The organism is Pseudonocardia nantongensis (assembly GCF_046546495.1).
GTDB classification, from domain to species: Bacteria; Actinomycetota; Actinomycetes; order Mycobacteriales; family Pseudonocardiaceae; genus Pseudonocardia; species Pseudonocardia nantongensis.
On the sequence record NZ_JBKGXT010000004.1, the window covers coordinates 54,266 to 68,950 of the forward strand.

14 protein-coding genes are annotated in these 14,685 nt (G+C 73.9%); 5 read left to right on the plus strand and 9 right to left on the minus strand.

Translation table 11 applies throughout. The annotated features are described in order from the left end of the window. Nucleotides 1-10: 10 nt before the first annotated feature. Genes ACLFMI_RS05835 through ACLFMI_RS05845 form a run of 3 tightly spaced genes read right to left on the minus strand, consistent with a single transcriptional unit; the run spans nucleotide 11 to nucleotide 3,365 of the window. On the minus strand, nucleotides 11-841 hold the full coding sequence (locus ACLFMI_RS05835) for an ABC transporter permease (RefSeq protein ID WP_410946687.1): 831 nt from the start codon (nucleotides 839-841) through the stop codon (nucleotides 11-13). A gap of 17 nt (nucleotides 842-858) precedes the next feature. Beyond that, nucleotides 859-1,815 (minus strand): ABC transporter permease, encoded by a 957-nt coding sequence (locus ACLFMI_RS05840; protein ID WP_410946688.1) that lies wholly within the window; start codon nucleotides 1,813-1,815, stop codon nucleotides 859-861. Further along, on the minus strand, nucleotides 1,812-3,365 hold the full coding sequence (locus ACLFMI_RS05845) for an ABC transporter substrate-binding protein (protein WP_410946689.1): 1,554 nt from the start codon (nucleotides 3,363-3,365) through the stop codon (nucleotides 1,812-1,814). Before ACLFMI_RS05845 ends, ACLFMI_RS05840 begins: the two co-directional genes overlap by 4 nt. A gap of 152 nt (nucleotides 3,366-3,517) precedes the next feature. Here ACLFMI_RS05845 and ACLFMI_RS05850 point away from each other — a divergent pair, with 152 nt between their 5' ends. Next, complete coding sequence (locus ACLFMI_RS05850) at nucleotides 3,518-4,816, plus strand: MDR family MFS transporter (protein WP_410946690.1); 1,299 nt, start codon at nucleotides 3,518-3,520, stop codon at nucleotides 4,814-4,816. A 128-nt stretch (nucleotides 4,817-4,944) separates the two neighbouring features. Here ACLFMI_RS05850 and ACLFMI_RS05855 read toward each other — a convergent pair whose 3' ends face one another. The 4 genes from ACLFMI_RS05855 to dnaK all read right to left on the minus strand — a co-directional run bounded on the left by ACLFMI_RS05855 (nucleotide 4,945) and on the right by dnaK (nucleotide 9,429). Next, a complete protein-coding gene (locus ACLFMI_RS05855) occupies nucleotides 4,945-5,424 on the minus strand; it encodes a heat shock protein transcriptional repressor HspR (RefSeq protein WP_410946883.1) in 480 nt (159 codons plus the stop codon). Between the two features lie 23 nt (nucleotides 5,425-5,447). Next, on the minus strand, nucleotides 5,448-6,668 hold the full coding sequence (gene dnaJ, locus ACLFMI_RS05860; RefSeq protein ID WP_410946691.1) for a molecular chaperone DnaJ: 1,221 nt from the start codon (nucleotides 6,666-6,668) through the stop codon (nucleotides 5,448-5,450). Nucleotides 6,669-6,730: 62 nt separating this feature from the next. After that, nucleotides 6,731-7,519 (minus strand): nucleotide exchange factor GrpE, encoded by a 789-nt coding sequence (gene grpE / locus ACLFMI_RS05865; RefSeq protein ID WP_410946692.1) that lies wholly within the window; start codon nucleotides 7,517-7,519, stop codon nucleotides 6,731-6,733. Between the two features lie 35 nt (nucleotides 7,520-7,554). Continuing rightward, nucleotides 7,555-9,429, minus strand: a complete 1,875-nt coding sequence (gene dnaK, locus ACLFMI_RS05870; RefSeq protein WP_410946693.1) for a molecular chaperone DnaK — start codon at nucleotides 9,427-9,429, stop codon at nucleotides 7,555-7,557. A 248-nt stretch (nucleotides 9,430-9,677) separates the two neighbouring features. Between dnaK and ACLFMI_RS05875 the strand changes: the two genes are divergently transcribed. From ACLFMI_RS05875 to ACLFMI_RS05890, 4 genes are all read left to right on the plus strand, one after another. Beyond that, on the plus strand, nucleotides 9,678-10,244 hold the full coding sequence (locus ACLFMI_RS05875) for a DUF3558 family protein (RefSeq protein ID WP_410946694.1): 567 nt from the start codon (nucleotides 9,678-9,680) through the stop codon (nucleotides 10,242-10,244). Nucleotides 10,245-10,316: 72 nt separating this feature from the next. Then, nucleotides 10,317-10,700 (plus strand): hypothetical protein, encoded by a 384-nt coding sequence (locus tag ACLFMI_RS05880; RefSeq protein ID WP_410946695.1) that lies wholly within the window; start codon nucleotides 10,317-10,319, stop codon nucleotides 10,698-10,700. A 5-nt stretch (nucleotides 10,701-10,705) separates the two neighbouring features. Continuing rightward, on the plus strand, nucleotides 10,706-12,256 hold the full coding sequence (locus ACLFMI_RS05885; protein ID WP_410946696.1) for a WXG100 family type VII secretion target: 1,551 nt from the start codon (nucleotides 10,706-10,708) through the stop codon (nucleotides 12,254-12,256). Further along, on the plus strand, nucleotides 12,253-13,098 hold the full coding sequence (locus ACLFMI_RS05890) for an ESX secretion-associated protein EspG (RefSeq protein ID WP_410946697.1): 846 nt from the start codon (nucleotides 12,253-12,255) through the stop codon (nucleotides 13,096-13,098). Before ACLFMI_RS05885 ends, ACLFMI_RS05890 begins: the two co-directional genes overlap by 4 nt. On the opposite strand, the gene ACLFMI_RS05895 is transcribed toward ACLFMI_RS05890, so the two are convergent. Continuing rightward, nucleotides 13,095-14,123 (minus strand): C40 family peptidase, encoded by a 1,029-nt coding sequence (locus tag ACLFMI_RS05895; protein WP_410946698.1) that lies wholly within the window; start codon nucleotides 14,121-14,123, stop codon nucleotides 13,095-13,097. The two genes, ACLFMI_RS05890 and ACLFMI_RS05895, sit on opposite strands and share 4 nt — an antisense overlap. Further along, a complete protein-coding gene (locus tag ACLFMI_RS05900; RefSeq protein WP_410946699.1) occupies nucleotides 14,120-14,677 on the minus strand; it encodes a hypothetical protein in 558 nt (185 codons plus the stop codon). The genes ACLFMI_RS05895 and ACLFMI_RS05900 overlap by 4 nt, the downstream gene beginning before the upstream one ends. Nucleotides 14,678-14,685: the final 8 nt, after the last annotated feature.

Genomic DNA, 14,685 nt, shown 5'->3' on the forward strand with positions numbered 1-14,685 from the left:
GAGGCCGATGTCAGAACTGTCCGGACGACCAGCGTCGCTCCAGCACGCGGCCGGCCGCCGTCACGAGCAGCGCCGTCCCGACCACGACGACGGCCGGCACCAGTACCAGCTGCGGCGCGGCGAACATGTACTGCCGACCCTCGGCGATCATCGCGCCCCACTCCGGGGCCGGCGGCTGCGGGCCGAGGCCCAGGAAGGACAGTCCGGCCACGGTGAGCAGGATGTTCGCGAACCGCAGGCACAGGTGCGAGGTCAGCGGCCGGGCCAGGTTCGGCAGCACGTGCCGCAACGCGATCCGGACCGGACCGGCCCCGATCGCGACCGCCCCCTCGACGTACTCCCGGGACCGCTCGCGCACCACGAGCTGGTAGGTCAACCGGGCGAACGGGATCCAGCCGACGACCACGATCGCGATCAGCAGCGTGTCCAGGCCGGGCGCGCCGTCCTCGGACGCCGCGATCACGATCAGGCCGATCAGCACCGCGGGCACCGCGACCAGCACGTCGACCGTGCGCTGGAAGACCTGCCCCACGACCCGGCCGCACCAGCCGGCGACCAGCCCGAGGAGGGTACCGGTCACCGCGCAGATCACCAGCGCGAGCAGCGTGAACCCGACCGAGATCCGGGCCCCGACGGCGAGCCGGGCCAGCACGTCACGACCCAGCTGGTCGGTGCCCAGCAGGTGCTCGATCGAGGGCCCGTCGAACCGCGACGACAGGTCGGTGCCGTAGGCGTCCAGCGGCAGCAACGCCATCCCGAGCAGGCCCGCGGCCAGGACCGCCGCCACCACCCACAACGGCCGCCGCAGCCGCTCGACCCAGCCGGTCCGGCTCCCGGTCATGACGCTCGCCCAGGCCGTCACCGGACCCCGCCCCCCGTCGCTGCGCCGCGCGCCACCGGGTCCAGGGCAAGCGCGAGCAGCTCGGCACCGATCCCGGCCACCGCCGCCACCGCGACGACCGCAAGCAGCCCCGCCTGGACGACCGGCAGGTCCTGGCCGAGGACGGCGTCGTAGAGCAGCCGGCCCAGACCGGGGATCGAGAACAGCACCTCGACCACCACCGAGCCGCCGAGCAGGCCACCGAGGAAGAGCCCGGACAGCGAGGTGACCGAGGTCAGCCCGAGCCGGCCGCCGTGCCGCCACAGCACCGACCGGTCCGCGAGCCCCTTGGCCCGGGCCACGGTGACGTGCGGCCGGGCCAGTGCGTCGACGGTCTCGGCCCGCACCAGCTGCGCGGCCAGCGCGGCCGGGAACGCGGCCAGGGTGAGCACCGGCAGCACCGCCTCGGCCGGGTTCCCCCAGCCGGTGGCGGGCAGCAGCGGCAGCGTCACGGCGAAGGTCAGCACCAGCACGGTGCCCAGCACGAACTCGGGCACCGCGACGCCGAGCACCGATCCGGTCGTCAGGATCCGGTCCAGCCGGCCGCCGGGCCGCCGCGCGGCCCGCACCCCGAGCGGGATGCCGATCAGCCCGGCGACGACCAGGGCGGAGATCGTGAGCACCAGCGACGTCCCGAGCGCGGGCAGCAGCAGCCCGGACACCGGTGTGCGGCTGGTGTAGGAGATCCCGAGGTCACCGGCGAGCATCCGGCCCGACCAGCGGCCGAACTGCTCGAGCCAGGAGCCGTCCAGGCCGTACTGCGTGCGCAGCGCGGCCAGCACCGCCGGGTCCGGCTCCGCCTCGCCGGTCCGGCTGCGCAGGATCGACAGTGCGGTGTCCCGCCCGGAGATCCGCGGCAGCGCGAACACGAAGGCCGCGGCCGGCACCAGGACCAGCGGCAGTGCCAGCAACCGGCGGGCGAGGAGCGCCCTCACTCCGTCTTCGCCAGGCCCGGCACCACCAGGGTCTTCGCCAGCGGGTCCACCGTGTAGCCGGCGACCTGCCGGCCGACGCCGCCTGCCTGGGTGTGCACCAGCGGTACGCCGACGGCGTCGGCGTTCAGCTTCGCGGCCGCCTGCCGGAAGACCTCCTGCCGGGCGGCCGGGTCGGTCTGGCCGGCCAGCGGGGCGAGCAGGGCGTCGAACTCCGGCGAGCAGTACCGGTTGATGTTGTAGGAGCCCTGGCAGCTGTAGTCGGTGCTCAGGGTGGCTCCGGCGTCCGGGACGTCGAGCAGGTAGCTGCGCGAGGCCAGGTACATGTCGTAGTCGCCGGCGAGCAGATCGGGTTCGCGGGCGTCGTAGTCGCCGACCCGGATGTTCGCCTCGATCCCGACCTCACGCAGCATCTGCTGGACGGCGGTGGCCAGGGTGGGCAGCTCGGGCCGGTTGGCGTAGGTGCCCAGCTCGACGCGCAGCGGGTTGCCGGGGCCGAACCCGGCCTCGGCCAGCAGCTCGCGGGCCCGGGCCGGGTCGGCCGCGGGCGCCGGGCCCTGCGCACCCCACGCGACGGCCGGGCCGAACAGCTCCGAGGCGGGTACGGCGGACCCGGCCAGCGCCTGCTCGCCGAGCGCGGTGCGGTCGATCGCCGCGGTGACGGCCTGCCGGACCCGGATGTCGGCGAACGGCGGCCGGGACTGGTTGAGCTGCAGCGACGCCGTTCGGGGCGCGGCGACGGTCTCGTTCACGTACTCGCCGTCGGTGAACTCCAGCGCGGCCGACTCCGGCAGCTCCTGGGCGATGTCAACGTCCCCGGCCCGCAGCGCGAGCGCGCGGGCCGACGGGTCCGGCACGAAGTTCGCGGTGATCCCGGACAGCTGCGGTCGCTCGCCCCAGTACCGGTCGTTGCGGGCCAGCTCCGCCGACTGGGTGCCGTCGAGCTGCGTGATCGTCATCGGGCCGGTCCCGGTGCCCTGCACCGACGGCGGCGTGGACCGGTAGGCCGACGGGGCCAGGATCCCGGTGTTCGCGCCGCTCAGGCGCAACGGCAGGATCGGGTCCGGCTCGGTCGTGGCGACCCGGACGGCGCCGGTGCCGTCGGCGGTCGCGGTCAGGCCGATCCCCTGGATCGCGCGCGGCGGAGCCGGCACCCCGGCCAGCCAGGTCAGCGCCCCGGCGACGGCCTCGCCGGTGAGCGGCTCGCCGTTCTGGAAGGTCACCCCCGGGCGCAGCTGGAACCGCCAGGTGCGCGGGTCGACCCGGTCCCACCCGGTGGCCAGCGCCGGGCGCGCCTGCCCGTCCGGGCCGGAGTCGACCAGCGACTCGGTGACCCCCAGCTGGGAGAGCACGAACGCGTCGTCGGTGTCGATCGCGTATCCGGCCCCCGGGGCGAACGCCATCGCGAGGGTCATCCGGGCGTCCGGGATCACCCGCCCGGTCCCGCCACCGGACCCGCCACAGCCGGCGAGCACGGCGGCGCTCGCGGTCAGGGCGATCACGGTGCGGAGGAGTCGACGGCGGCGGGCGGGCGGGGCCTGGACGGCGGGCATGCGGGACGGTCCTCTCCGGCGCCGCGGAGTCGTCCGGCGCCCGAAAGATCCTCTGCAAGGCCGCTCGAGCGGTCAAGCTTGTGCGTGGGTGCGCATATCTCGTTACTGCCATCGATTCGCGGCTGCAGCACGGGGTTTGGTACCACTTGACCGTGCTGCGCAGCCTGCTCCGCCGGCCGGTGGATCCCGAGTCGGACCCACGGCCGGTCACCCCGCCCACGCCCGGCCGGTGGGCCCGTTTCACGGCGTTGCCGCCGGTGATGCAGCTGCTGGTGTCCACCCAGCTGGCGTTCAACGTCGGCTTCTACATGGTGCTGCCCTACCTGGCGACGCACCTGGCGGAGGATCTGGGCCTGGCCGCGGCCGCCGTCGGGCTGGTGCTGGGGCTGCGCACGTTCAGCCAACAGGGCCTGTTCGTCGTGGGAGGTGCGCTGACCGACCGGTACGGCGCCAAGCCCGTCGTGCTGACCGGCTGCGCCCTGCGTGTGATCGGGTTCATCCTGCTCGGGGCGGCCGGAACGCTGCCCGCCGTGATCGCCGGGGCACTGCTGACCGGGTTCGCCGCGGCGCTGTTCTCGCCGGCCGTGGAGTCCTCGCTCGCCCGGGAGGCGGGCGAGCGCGAACGCGCCGGACGGGGGCCGGCCCGGACCGAGGTGTTCGCGCTGTTCGCGATCGCGGGGCAGGTCGGCACGGTGACCGGTCCGCTGGTCGGGACGGCGCTGCTGCTGGTCGACTTCGGCGTCGCCTGCCTGGTCGCGGCGGCCGGTTTCGTGCTGGTCGGGCTGGCGCACTGGCGGTGGCTGCCGCGGCGGGCCGCGGAGCACGCCGGCGAGCCGGCGCTGGCCGGCTGGCGCGAGGTGCTCGGCAACCGGGCGTTCCTGGCGTTCGCTGCCGGCTACTCGGGCTGGCTGCTCTGCTACAACCAGCTGTACCTGGCGCTGCCCGCCGAGCTGGAACGCGTCGACGGGACGGCGGCGCTCGGCTTCCTGTTCGTGCTGATGTCGGTGCTGGTCATCACGCTGCAGCTGCGGGTCACGGGGTGGTCGCGGCGGATCGGTTCCGGGCGCTCGGTGGTGCTCGGGTTCTGTCTGATGGCGTCGTCGTTCGCGGTGGTGGCGCTGGCCCGGCTGCTGCCGGACCCGCCCGGCTGGTGGGCCCTGGCCCCGGCGGTCCTGATGGTGCTGCTGCTGACCGCCGGCGAGATGCTCGCGGTGCCGGTCGCGCAGGACCTGGTGCCGCGGCTGGCCGGGGAACGCCGGCTGGGCGCGCACTTCGGCGTGCTCGCCTCGTTCGGCGGGCTGGTGGTGCTGGTCGGCTCGACCGGGGTCGGTGCGCTGCTCGACCCCGCGGTGCCGGCCGCGGTGCCGTTCCTGGTGCTGGCGGCGGTCCCGCTGGCCGGTGCCGCCGTGCTGCGGACGCTGGCCCGGCGCGGCGCGCTCGCCGTGAGCTGAGCTCGAGTGGTCGCCGGTGGTGTGATCACGGGTCGGGTGCGGATCCGGCCGTGGCCGGCCGGATCGGCACCGGATCGTGGATCATCGGCGGGCAGGACCCGGCGCACCGGGCTCACCGGGCGTCGCGGCTACTCGGGCCGCGTCGGCCGCCAGCGGACGACGGCCTGGCGCCGGTCCACCGGGACCAGGTCCCGCCGGTAGGAGCGGTGCACCGCCGCGGTGGCCTGCGCGGCGGCCGCCCGCACGGCCTCCAGCTCCGCAGTGGTCTCCTCGAGCCGCTGCTGCAGCTCGTCGACCAGCTGCTCGAGCTCGATGATCCGCTTGATGCCGGCGAGGCTGACGCCCTCGTCCTGGGAGAGCCGCTGCACCTCGCGCAGCAGCGCGATGTCCCGCGGCGAGTAGCGGCGCCCGCCACCGGCCGACCGGCCCGGGCTCACCAGACCGAGCCGGTCGTAGCTACGCAGCGTCTGGGCGTGCAGGCCGGAGAGCTGAGCGGCGATCGAGATGACGAACACCGGGGTGTCCTGGCCGGCACCGTCCGGGAGGCCGGCGTCCGCGGACGCACCGGGACCGCGCGGGTCCGGTGCGTCACCGTGCCCACCGGGGATGGGTCCTCGTCCGGCCACCGCCGTCACCTCCTGGCGTCCCCGAGCAGGTCGGCCCGCGGTTCGGTGCCCTTCGTCGCCTCGGCGTAGGCCTGCAGCGCGTCGGTCGCCGCCTGGTCGAGCTTCTGCGGCACCGCCAGCTCCACCGTGACCAGCAGGTCGCCCTTCTTGCCGTTCTTCCGTTCGACACCGCGCCCGCGCACCCGCAGCGTGCGGCCGCTGGAGCTCCCGGCCGGGATCTTCAGCGAGACGGTGCCGTCCAGCGTGGGCACCGTCAGGGTCGCACCCAGCGCGAGCTCGGGGAAGGTCACCGGAACGGTGATCGTCAGGTCGTTGCTGTTCTTCGACGACCGCCCGAGCACCCGGTGCGGGGTGACGTGCACGGTCACGTACAGGTCACCCGCGGGCGCGCCGCCGCGCCCGGGCTCGCCCTGCCCGGCCAGCCGGACCTTCTGCCCGTCGTCGACGCCGGCCGGCACCCGCACGGTCAACGACCGGGTCCGGGTGCTGACCCCGTCGCCGCGGCACTCCGGGCAGGGGTCGTCGACGATCCGGCCCGTGCCGCGGCAGTCCCGGCACGGCTCGGAGAACGAGAACGCGCCCTGGCTGCGGTTCACCAGGCCGGCCCCGGAACAGGTGGGGCAGGTGCGCGGCGTGCTGCCGGGCCGGGCTCCGGTGCCGCCGCAGCGCTCGCAGCGGCCCGGTGAGGACAGCTTGATCGGCACGGTCGCACCGCGGACGGCGTCGTCGAACGAGATGGTCAGCTGACTCTCGACGTCCTGTCCGCGCCGGCCCCCTGCGGGCCCGCGCCCGGGGCCGCCGCCCTGGTTGCGGGTGGACCGGCCGAGGATGTCGCCGAGCAGGTCGGAGAAGTCGCCACCGCCGCCCCCGGCCTGGCCGAAGAGGTCGTTGAGGTCGAAGCCGCCGGCCCCGCCGGGGCCGCCTGCGCCGGTCGGCCCACCGCGGGGGAAGCCGCCGCCGGCGCCGAAACCGCCGAAGCCGCCGCCACCCGCGAACATCGCGCGGGTCTCGTCGTACTCCTTGCGCTTGGCCTCGTCACCGAGCACGCCGTAGGCCTCGGAGACCGCTTTGAAGCGGACCTCGGCCTTCTCGTCACCCGGGTTGGCGTCAGGGTGCAGCTCCCGGGCGAGCTTGCGGTACGCCTTCTTGATCTCGTCCTGGGACGCCGAGGACGAGACGCCCAGCTCGCGGTAGTAGTCCTTCTCGATCCAGTCGCGCTGGGTCATCCCGCCTCCTTCCCGTCGTGGCTTGCGCCGCACCACGTGCCGGCGTCCCTGGTCGTTCCCGGTCAGCCCGGGTTCGACGGCTCGCCCGGCCCGGGCTCGCCGTCCGCGGTGCCGGGCTCGGGACCGGAGTCGGGGCCGGGCTCGAAGCCGCCCTCGACGACGGTCTCGGCGCCGGTCTGCGCGGGGACCTCGCCCTCGGGCCGGTCCTGCACCGTCACCATCGCCGGGCGCAGCACCCGGTCGGAGATCCGGTAACCGCGGCGCAGGACCGCGGAGAGCACGGTCGTCGTGGGGCCGGAGCCCTCGGCCGGCTCGTGCTGGACCGCCTCGTGCAGCTGCGGGTCGAACAGCTCGCCCTCGATCCCGAAGGGCTCCAGGCCGAGCTTGGTCAGCACACCGGTGACCTTGTCCGCCGCCGACTTGAACGCACCCGTCAGGTCGCCGTGCGCCTCGGCCCGCTCGAAGTCGTCGAGCACGGTGAGCAGCTCGGACACGAAGGAGACCTTCGCCGAGAGCAACGCCTGGTCCCGGTCCCGGTCGGCCCGGCGCCGGTAGTTGGCGTACTCCGCGGTGACCCGCTGCAGGTCGACGGTGCGCTCGGCGATCTCCGCGGTCAGCTTCTCGACCTCGGGGTCGGCGCCGTCGGCCGGGCCCGCGACCGGGTCGGTCCCGTCGGTGCCGTCGGTGCCCTCGGTGCCCTCGGTGCTCTCGACGGTGGCCCCGGCCGGGGCCGCCGCGTCGGCGGCCCCGGTCGCGGGGCGGGCCTCACCGGTGTCCGGGTCCACCTTGCGGTTGTCCCGGACGGTCACCGGCTCGTCCTGGTGCGCGTTCTCGTCGCTGTCGTGTGCCATGTCGACCGTCCCGCCTCCTGGATGGCCGTCGGCCCTCACTTGTCGCCCTTGTCCTTCTCGTCGTCCACGATCTCGGCGTCGACGACGTCGTCGTCGGCCTGGGAGCCGGCCGCCGCACCGTCGGAACCCGAGGCACCCGGCTCGCCACCGCTCGCACCCTCGGCGCCCGGCTGCGAGTACAGCGCCGAACCCATCTTCTGGGACTCGGTGGCCAGCTTCTCCATCGAGGACTTGATCGCCTCGGTGTCGGTACCCTTCAGGGCCTCCTGGGTCTCGCCCAGAGCGGCGTTCACCGAGTCCTTGACCTCGGACGGGAGCGTCTCGTCGTTCTCCTTGACGAACTTCTCCGTCTGGTAGACGAGGGTCTCGGCCTGGTTGCGGGTCTCGGCCTCCTCGCGACGCCGGCGGTCCTCGTCCGCGTGCGCCTCGGCCTCCTGCACCATCCGGTCGATCTCGTCCTTGCCCAGGGCGGAGCCGCCGGTGATCTGCATCTCCTGGCTCTTGCCGGTGCCCATGTCCTTCGCGGACACGTTCACGATGCCGTTGGCGTCGATGTCGAAGGACACCTCGATCTGCGGGACACCGCGCGGGGCCGGCGGGAGGCCGGTCAGCTCGAACATGCCGAGCTTCTTGTTGTACGCGGCGATCTCGCGCTCGCCCTGGAAGACCTGGATCTGCACCGAGGGCTGGTTGTCGTCCGCGGTGGAGAAGATCTCCGAGCGCTTCGTCGGGATCGTGGTGTTCTTCTCGATCAGCTTGGTCATCACGCCGCCCTTGGTCTCGATGCCGAGGGACAGCGGGGTGACGTCGAGGAGCAGGACGTCCTTGACCTCACCGCGGAGCACGCCGGCCTGCAGCGCGGCACCGGCGGCGACGACCTCGTCCGGGTTGACGCCCTTGTTGGGCTCCTTGCCGCCGGTCAGCTCCTTGACCAGGTCGGTGACGGCCGGCATCCGGGTGGAGCCGCCGACGAGCACGACGTGGTCGATCGAGCCGACCGAGATGCTCGCGTCCTTGACCACCTGGTTGAACGGCTGACGGGTCCGCTCGAGCAGGTCGGAGGTGATCTTCTGGAACTCGGCGCGGGAGAGCGTCTCGTCCAGGAAGAGCGGGTTCTTCTCCGAGTCGACCGTGATGTAGGGCAGGTTGATGCTGGTCGACGACGAGCTGGACAGCTCGATCTTCGCCTTCTCGGCGGCCTCGCGGAGCCGCTGCATCGCCATCTTGTCCTTGGTCAGGTCGATGCCCTGCGAGCTCTTGAACTTGTCGACGAGCCAGGTGACGATCCGCTCGTCCCAGTCGTCGCCACCGAGGTGGTTGTCACCGTTGGTCGCCTTGACCTCGACGACGCCCTCGGCGATCTCCAGCAGGGACACGTCGAACGTGCCGCCACCCAGGTCGAAGACCAGGATGGTCTGCTCCTTCTCGCCCTTGTCCAGGCCGTAGGCCAGCGCGGCCGCGGTCGGCTCGTTGACGATGCGGAGCACGTTCAGGCCGGCGATCTGGCCGGCCTCCTTGGTGGACTGGCGCTGCGCGTCCTCGAAGTACGCGGGGACGGTGATGACGGCGTCGGTGACCTCGTCGCCCAGGTAGGCCTCGGCGTCGCGCTTCAGCTTCTGCAGCACCCGCGCGCTGATCTCCTGCGCGTGGTAGGTCTTGCCGTCGATATCCGACGTCGTCCAGTCCGTGCCGATGTGCCGCTTCACCGAGCGGAACGTGCGGTCGGAGTTGGTGACGGCCTGGTTCTTGGCCGACTGCCCGGTCAAGACCTCGCCGTTGCGTGCGAACGCGACCACCGAGGGGGTCGTCCGGGACCCCTCCGAGTTCGCGATCACCGTCGGCTCGCCACCCTCGAGGACGGCGACGACGGAGTTGGTTGTCCCGAGGTCGATACCGACCGTACGAGCCATGGTGACTGCCTCCGTGCTGTTCGGGGATGAGTGCGTCAAGCTCAAGTTGTATCAGGCCGGGGAGGGATGCGTGCATCTCCCTTGAGTGACACCTGCTCAACTTGCTCGCACCCGGTCCAACGGGCGGGTCCGCGGAGTTGTTCCCGGTCGACTCAACTTTTTCCGCCGTCCTGCGGCTGCGCCGAACGGGACCGTGCGACGACCGCCGCGGGCTAACCTGTGGCTCCCGTCCGAGTCCGGAGGATCCCGTGGCACGACCGGCCCGGCGCCGCGCCCCCGTCCTGTTCGCGCTGCTCGGGGCCGCCGTCGTCATCGCGGGGTGCGGGGGTGCGGAACCGGTCGCACCGCCCGGCCCGTTCCCGCCGCGTCCGGCGGACATCGACGTCTTACGGCTCGACCCGTGCGAGCTGGTCACCCCGGAGCAGCGATCGGCACTCGGAGTCGACGACGGCGAGGCGAGAACGGGCCGGCTCTCGAGCGGCGAGACCCGCGTGTGCCTCTGGCACAACTTCGACGACGGTTACAACTTCACCGCGCAGACAGTCGCGGGACCGTCGGCCGCGACCGCTGCAGGCGCTCCCGACACGTCCGTCGAGTCCGTGGCCGGATACGGCGCAGCGCGGACGACCGACTTCGGCGACTCGGCTCCGTTGTGCGGCCTCGTCATCGATGCCGCCGACGACGCAGCGATCCGCGTACAAGCCCAGGCGACCGGGCGAGGCCCTGACGGCTCGCGACAGACCTTCGATCAGGTGTGTGCGAAGGCCAGCGACGTCGCAACCGACGTCATCGGCAACGCCACTTCCGCCGGCTGAACCGTTCGCGGCTGCGAACGAGCCGTCGCGAACCGGGCCGGTCCCGGCGGCGGCGGGCCTACCGTTCGCCCCGTGAACATCGCCGCGAACGCACCCCGCGGGACCGCATCGGACAGCCTGATGTCGCAGGTCAACGTGGACAACGTGATGCAAGTGCATCGAATGCTCGCGCGGCAGGTGGTCGCCATGCAGCGAGCCCTGGGGGAGGCTGCCTGGCTCCGAGACATACCTCGTTGTGCGAACGACCTCGTCTCAATCGACGCGAAGGAGGTCTTCCAGCCGAAGATCGATCAGATCATGCGGGTGCACGAGGAGCACCTGAGCGAGGTCCGCGAAGCGCGGGACCGGCTCAAGGACGCGGCGGTGCAGTACGGCTTCACGGAGCACGAGGTCGCGGACTCCATCAAGACCACAGAGCTGCGGCCCGTGCAGCATGGCCCGTGGGTCCATCGCTGACAGTCATGGCTCTCCCTCGCTGTTACAACTTCCACGCCTTCGACATGGCGACCAAGTTCGCCTGGGTGAACGGGCAGCCCGGGATGGGTGCGGTCGAGCAGGTGACGGCGGGCCTCACCACTCTCGGCTCGGGCCTGGGCAGTGCCCGTGACGAGACCGATCGGAGTGCTGCGGACCTCTCGATCTCGTGGCGCGGTGCCGCGTCGGACGCGGCGCGCGAATCGCTGACCGGCACCGGCCAGGGCATGGACGCCACGGCCACCGTCACCGAGAACGCATCGACCCGGCTGACCGAATACGGCCACTCGTTCGAGGCCATGCGCCGCCAGATCTCCTACGTCGACCCGGACGACTACGGCTGGTGGCAGAAGGTCGGCGACTGGTCCGGCGAGCTGTGGCACACCCTCGGCGGCAACGGCAGCGACCACGTGACGATCGCCGAGCGCAACCAGGCCAACGACGATGTCGCGAACCGGGCACTGCAGGCGCACTCGGTCGAGACCTCCACCCTCGACGACCGGTTCGGCACCGCTACCGCCCCGGCCCCGCCTGCCGGGTCCGCGCCCCCGACCGGTGGTGGCGGCGCAAACCCTCCGTTCGGCAGCGTGCCGACAGCACCCGGACCGCTCGCGGGGCCGGGGACGGTGGGGCCGGCCGACGTCGGTGGACCGGGCCCGGGTGCCGCGCCGCCGCCGGCTCCGGGTGCCGCGGGGACGCCGAGCACCCCGGGTGCACCGGGCTCCGCAGGCGCACCGGGGCCACCGAATGCGCCGGGTGCACCGGGCGGAGCACAGCCGGGCCCGGTGCCCACCGGCCCGGTCGGCGCCGGTGCCACCCCAGGACCGGGGCCGGCGGGCGGCCGGCAGGGCGGCGGTGCCCGGCCCACCGGCGCCGCCGGAACGCCGGGAGGGCCGGGGACGGCGGGGCTGCCGGCCCCGCGGCCGGTACCCGGCACCGGCGGCGTCCCGGGGCCGGGCGTGACCGGCGTGCCGGGCCGGCCGTCGTCCGGCGGGCCCGCTCCGGTGGTCCGGGGCCCGGGACCGGGCGTGCCGGGCACCGGCACTCGGGACCGGGGGAGCGGCTTCGCGGACCGGCTCCGAGACCAGCCACCCTTCTCCCGCCCGATCCCGGGATACCCGCCGGGCACCGGTCCCGGAGCCGGGCACGGGCTCGGGCCGGTGCCCGGCGGCGGCCGGGAGCTCGGTGCCGGCCGCGGGCTCGGGGGTGGAGTCGTCGGGCCCGGCTCCGGCGCCGCCGCGGAGCCCCACGGCGGCACCGGCGGACGCGGTCCCGCGGGCGGGGCGGGGGCCGGCGGCGGGTGGGGCACCGAGTCCCGCGCGCCCGGCGGTCGCGGCGCGACGGCGCCCGAGAACGGCCCGGCCAGGCCGGGCGAACGGGGCGCCGGGGGCTACGGCCCGATGATGGGTGGCACCGGGGGCCTGCGGGACGGCCAGGACCACCGCAACCGCTACGTCGTCCCCACCGACGAGGTGTTCGACGTCCGGGTCGAGGTCACCGACGCGGTACTCGGCCCCGAACAGGACGACCCCCGATGACGTCGGTGATCGACTGGCCGAAGGCCGTCGTCCTGTCGGTCGCCGAGTTCGACGTCGTCCGGGACCTGCTCGATCTCGGGCCGAACCCGGCCGCGCTGGAGCTGTCGAGTCCCGGCGTGACCGAACTCGACCGCGCCCGCGTGGTCCGGGACGCCGCCGCCACGCTGGCCGCGCGCGGGCTGTTCGGCGGCGGACGGTTCCACCCCGGCCTGGCTGAGGACCTCCGCACGGTGATCGTCCCGGACGCCCGTCGGGACCTGCTCCTCGCGCCACCGCACCGGCAGCGTGCGCTGATCGGGATCCGCCGGGGCGGGGCGGTGCTCGCCATCCGGCTGGACGACGAGGTCGCCCTGGTCCGGATCACCGTCGAGCACGCCTCGGCCGCGCTCGTCGAGCTGCTCGGCCCGCTGACGCCGGGCTCCGGGCCGGCCGTGCGGATCCCCGCCCGGGTACTGGCGGACGCCGTCACCGCCTGCGACGGCGTCCGGGACCGGCTGACCACCGAGCTGCTTCGCCGCGGGACCTCCGGGGCCGAGGCCGCGCTCCTGCAGCGGATGGGCGACGCCGGCGGGCTCGCCCAGCTCGGCGCGGGCCACGGCGGACCGGAGCCGTGCCGCGCACCGGCCGTCCTGCTCGTGCACGCGACCGCACACGGCTGCTTCTACCAGCGCCGGCCCGTCCCGGAGCGGATCGGCGGGCCGCTTCCCGAGGACGCCGTGGTGCACGCCGGTCCGGCGGATCCCGCCCGCCTGGCCGAGGAGCTGGACCGGCTCGCCGAGGCGGCGGAGCACCGGCGCAGCCGGATCGCGGACCCGGGGCAGGGTGACCCGGTCGTGATCTAGGCGGGGTTCGGGGTCGTGCCGGGCCGGGTGGCCAGCGGCACGAGATCCTCGAACTCCCAGGGCACCGGCTGCACCCGCACCGGATTCTCCTTGTTGGGGGCCTCGACCATCTTCCCGTCGCCGATGAACATCGTGACGTGGTAGATCGTCGTCGGGTCCGACGGGTCGTGGGCGTAGAACAGGAAGTCGCCCGGCTGGGCGTCCCGGACCGGCAGGTGGCCGCCGGAGTTGAACTGGTCCCGGGAGACCCGCGGGATCGTCATCCCGGCCGCCTCGTAGGCGCGCAGCAGCAGGCCGGAGCAGTCGTAGGCGTTCGGGCCGGTCGCGCCCCAGACGTAGGGCTTGCCGACCTCACGCAACGCGAACCCGATCGCCGCGCCGGCCGCGCCGGGGGGCAGCGCGCCGGTCGGTCCCGGCTCGCAGCCGGTCGGGTTGGCGACCTCGCCGACGTTCTCGACCAGGCTGGCGGCCAGGCCCTCCCACTTGGAGTAGGCGTCCGGGAAGGCGGAGCGCTGCACGGTCTGTGCGGCCAGCGTGACCGGCATCTGCTCCCAGCCGGGCACCTCGAGCAGGCGCTCGTAGAAGATCCGGCTGCTGTAGGCCGGGTCGGTGATCTGTGCCGGTGACCCCCAGCCCTGGGAGGGCCGCTGCTGGAACAGGCCCAGCGAGTCCCGGTCGCCGTAGTCGATGTTGCGGAGGGTGGACTCCTGCATCGCCGTGGCCAGCGCGACCAGCCACGCCCGCGGCGGCAGATCCATGTCCTTGGCCACCGAGATGATCGCGGCGGCGTTGCCGCGCTGCTCGTCGGACAGCGTCTCGAACGTCGCACCACCGCCCCCGCCCCGGCCGACGGTCTCGGTGCTGATCCCGGTGTCGCACCACGCCGCGCCGGACTTCTGCCCGCCGAGGTTCGGGCTGTACGCGAGGAAGCCGACGGTGAGGAACAGGACCAGCGCCAGGCCGATCACCGCGAACGGCAGCAGCAGCCGAAGCGGTCGCAGCGCGCGGGTGAACGGCGTGCTCATTCCCGTTCGTAGCGAGAGACCCGCCACCCCACGTCGGTGTCGATGACCAGGACCTTCAGCCGGACCGTGTCGGTCGGCACCGTGACCTCGACACTCTTCGGCGACGCCCGGGTCGGGACGACCGGCCCGGTCACCCGGGACGCGGGCACGTTCGCCGGGTCGACCCCGGCGAGCACCCCGAGGAACTCGTCGGTGGTGTAGGGCCGCAGCCCCGCCAGCCACTGCTGGGCGGTCGTGCCCTCGGGGTGGTTCACCCACGCCGACGTCCACACCCGGGCCGCCTCGAGCGCCTGCGGCGCGGCCTGGTCGACCGGCAGCTGCTCCGGGGTCAGCGGCGCGACCGGGGGCAGCCTCGTCGGGGTCGGCGTCGCGGACACCCCGGACCCGCCGGAGTCCCAGCGGTCGCCCTGCCCACCGCCGGTCACACCGCCACCACCGGTGTTGCCGCCGCCGACCGAGCCGCCCAGATACACCAGGCCGAACACCAGCGCACCCAGCACGACCACGGTGAACGCCAGCCGGCCCGGGGAGCGCAGCGGCCACTGCCAGAACACGCGGTACG

Excerpts from the sequence above, each read along its gene's own strand:
- ACLFMI_RS05835 (WP_410946687.1), bottom strand. The coding sequence starts at position 841 with ATGACCGGGAGCCGGACCGGCTGGGTCGAGCGGCTGCGGCGGCCGTTG.
- ACLFMI_RS05845 (WP_410946689.1), bottom strand. The coding sequence starts at position 3,365 with ATGCCCGCCGTCCAGGCCCCGCCCGCCCGCCGCCGTCGACTCCTCCGC.
- dnaJ (WP_410946691.1), bottom strand. The coding sequence starts at position 6,668 with ATGACCCAGCGCGACTGGATCGAGAAGGACTACTACCGCGAGCTGGGC.
- grpE (WP_410946692.1), bottom strand. The coding sequence starts at position 7,519 with ATGGCACACGACAGCGACGAGAACGCGCACCAGGACGAGCCGGTGACC.
- dnaK (WP_410946693.1), bottom strand. The coding sequence starts at position 9,429 with ATGGCTCGTACGGTCGGTATCGACCTCGGGACAACCAACTCCGTCGTC.
- ACLFMI_RS05885 (WP_410946696.1), top strand. The coding sequence starts at position 10,706 with ATGGCTCTCCCTCGCTGTTACAACTTCCACGCCTTCGACATGGCGACC.
- ACLFMI_RS05890 (WP_410946697.1), top strand. The coding sequence starts at position 12,253 with ATGACGTCGGTGATCGACTGGCCGAAGGCCGTCGTCCTGTCGGTCGCC.
- ACLFMI_RS05895 (WP_410946698.1), bottom strand. The coding sequence starts at position 14,123 with ATGAGCACGCCGTTCACCCGCGCGCTGCGACCGCTTCGGCTGCTGCTG.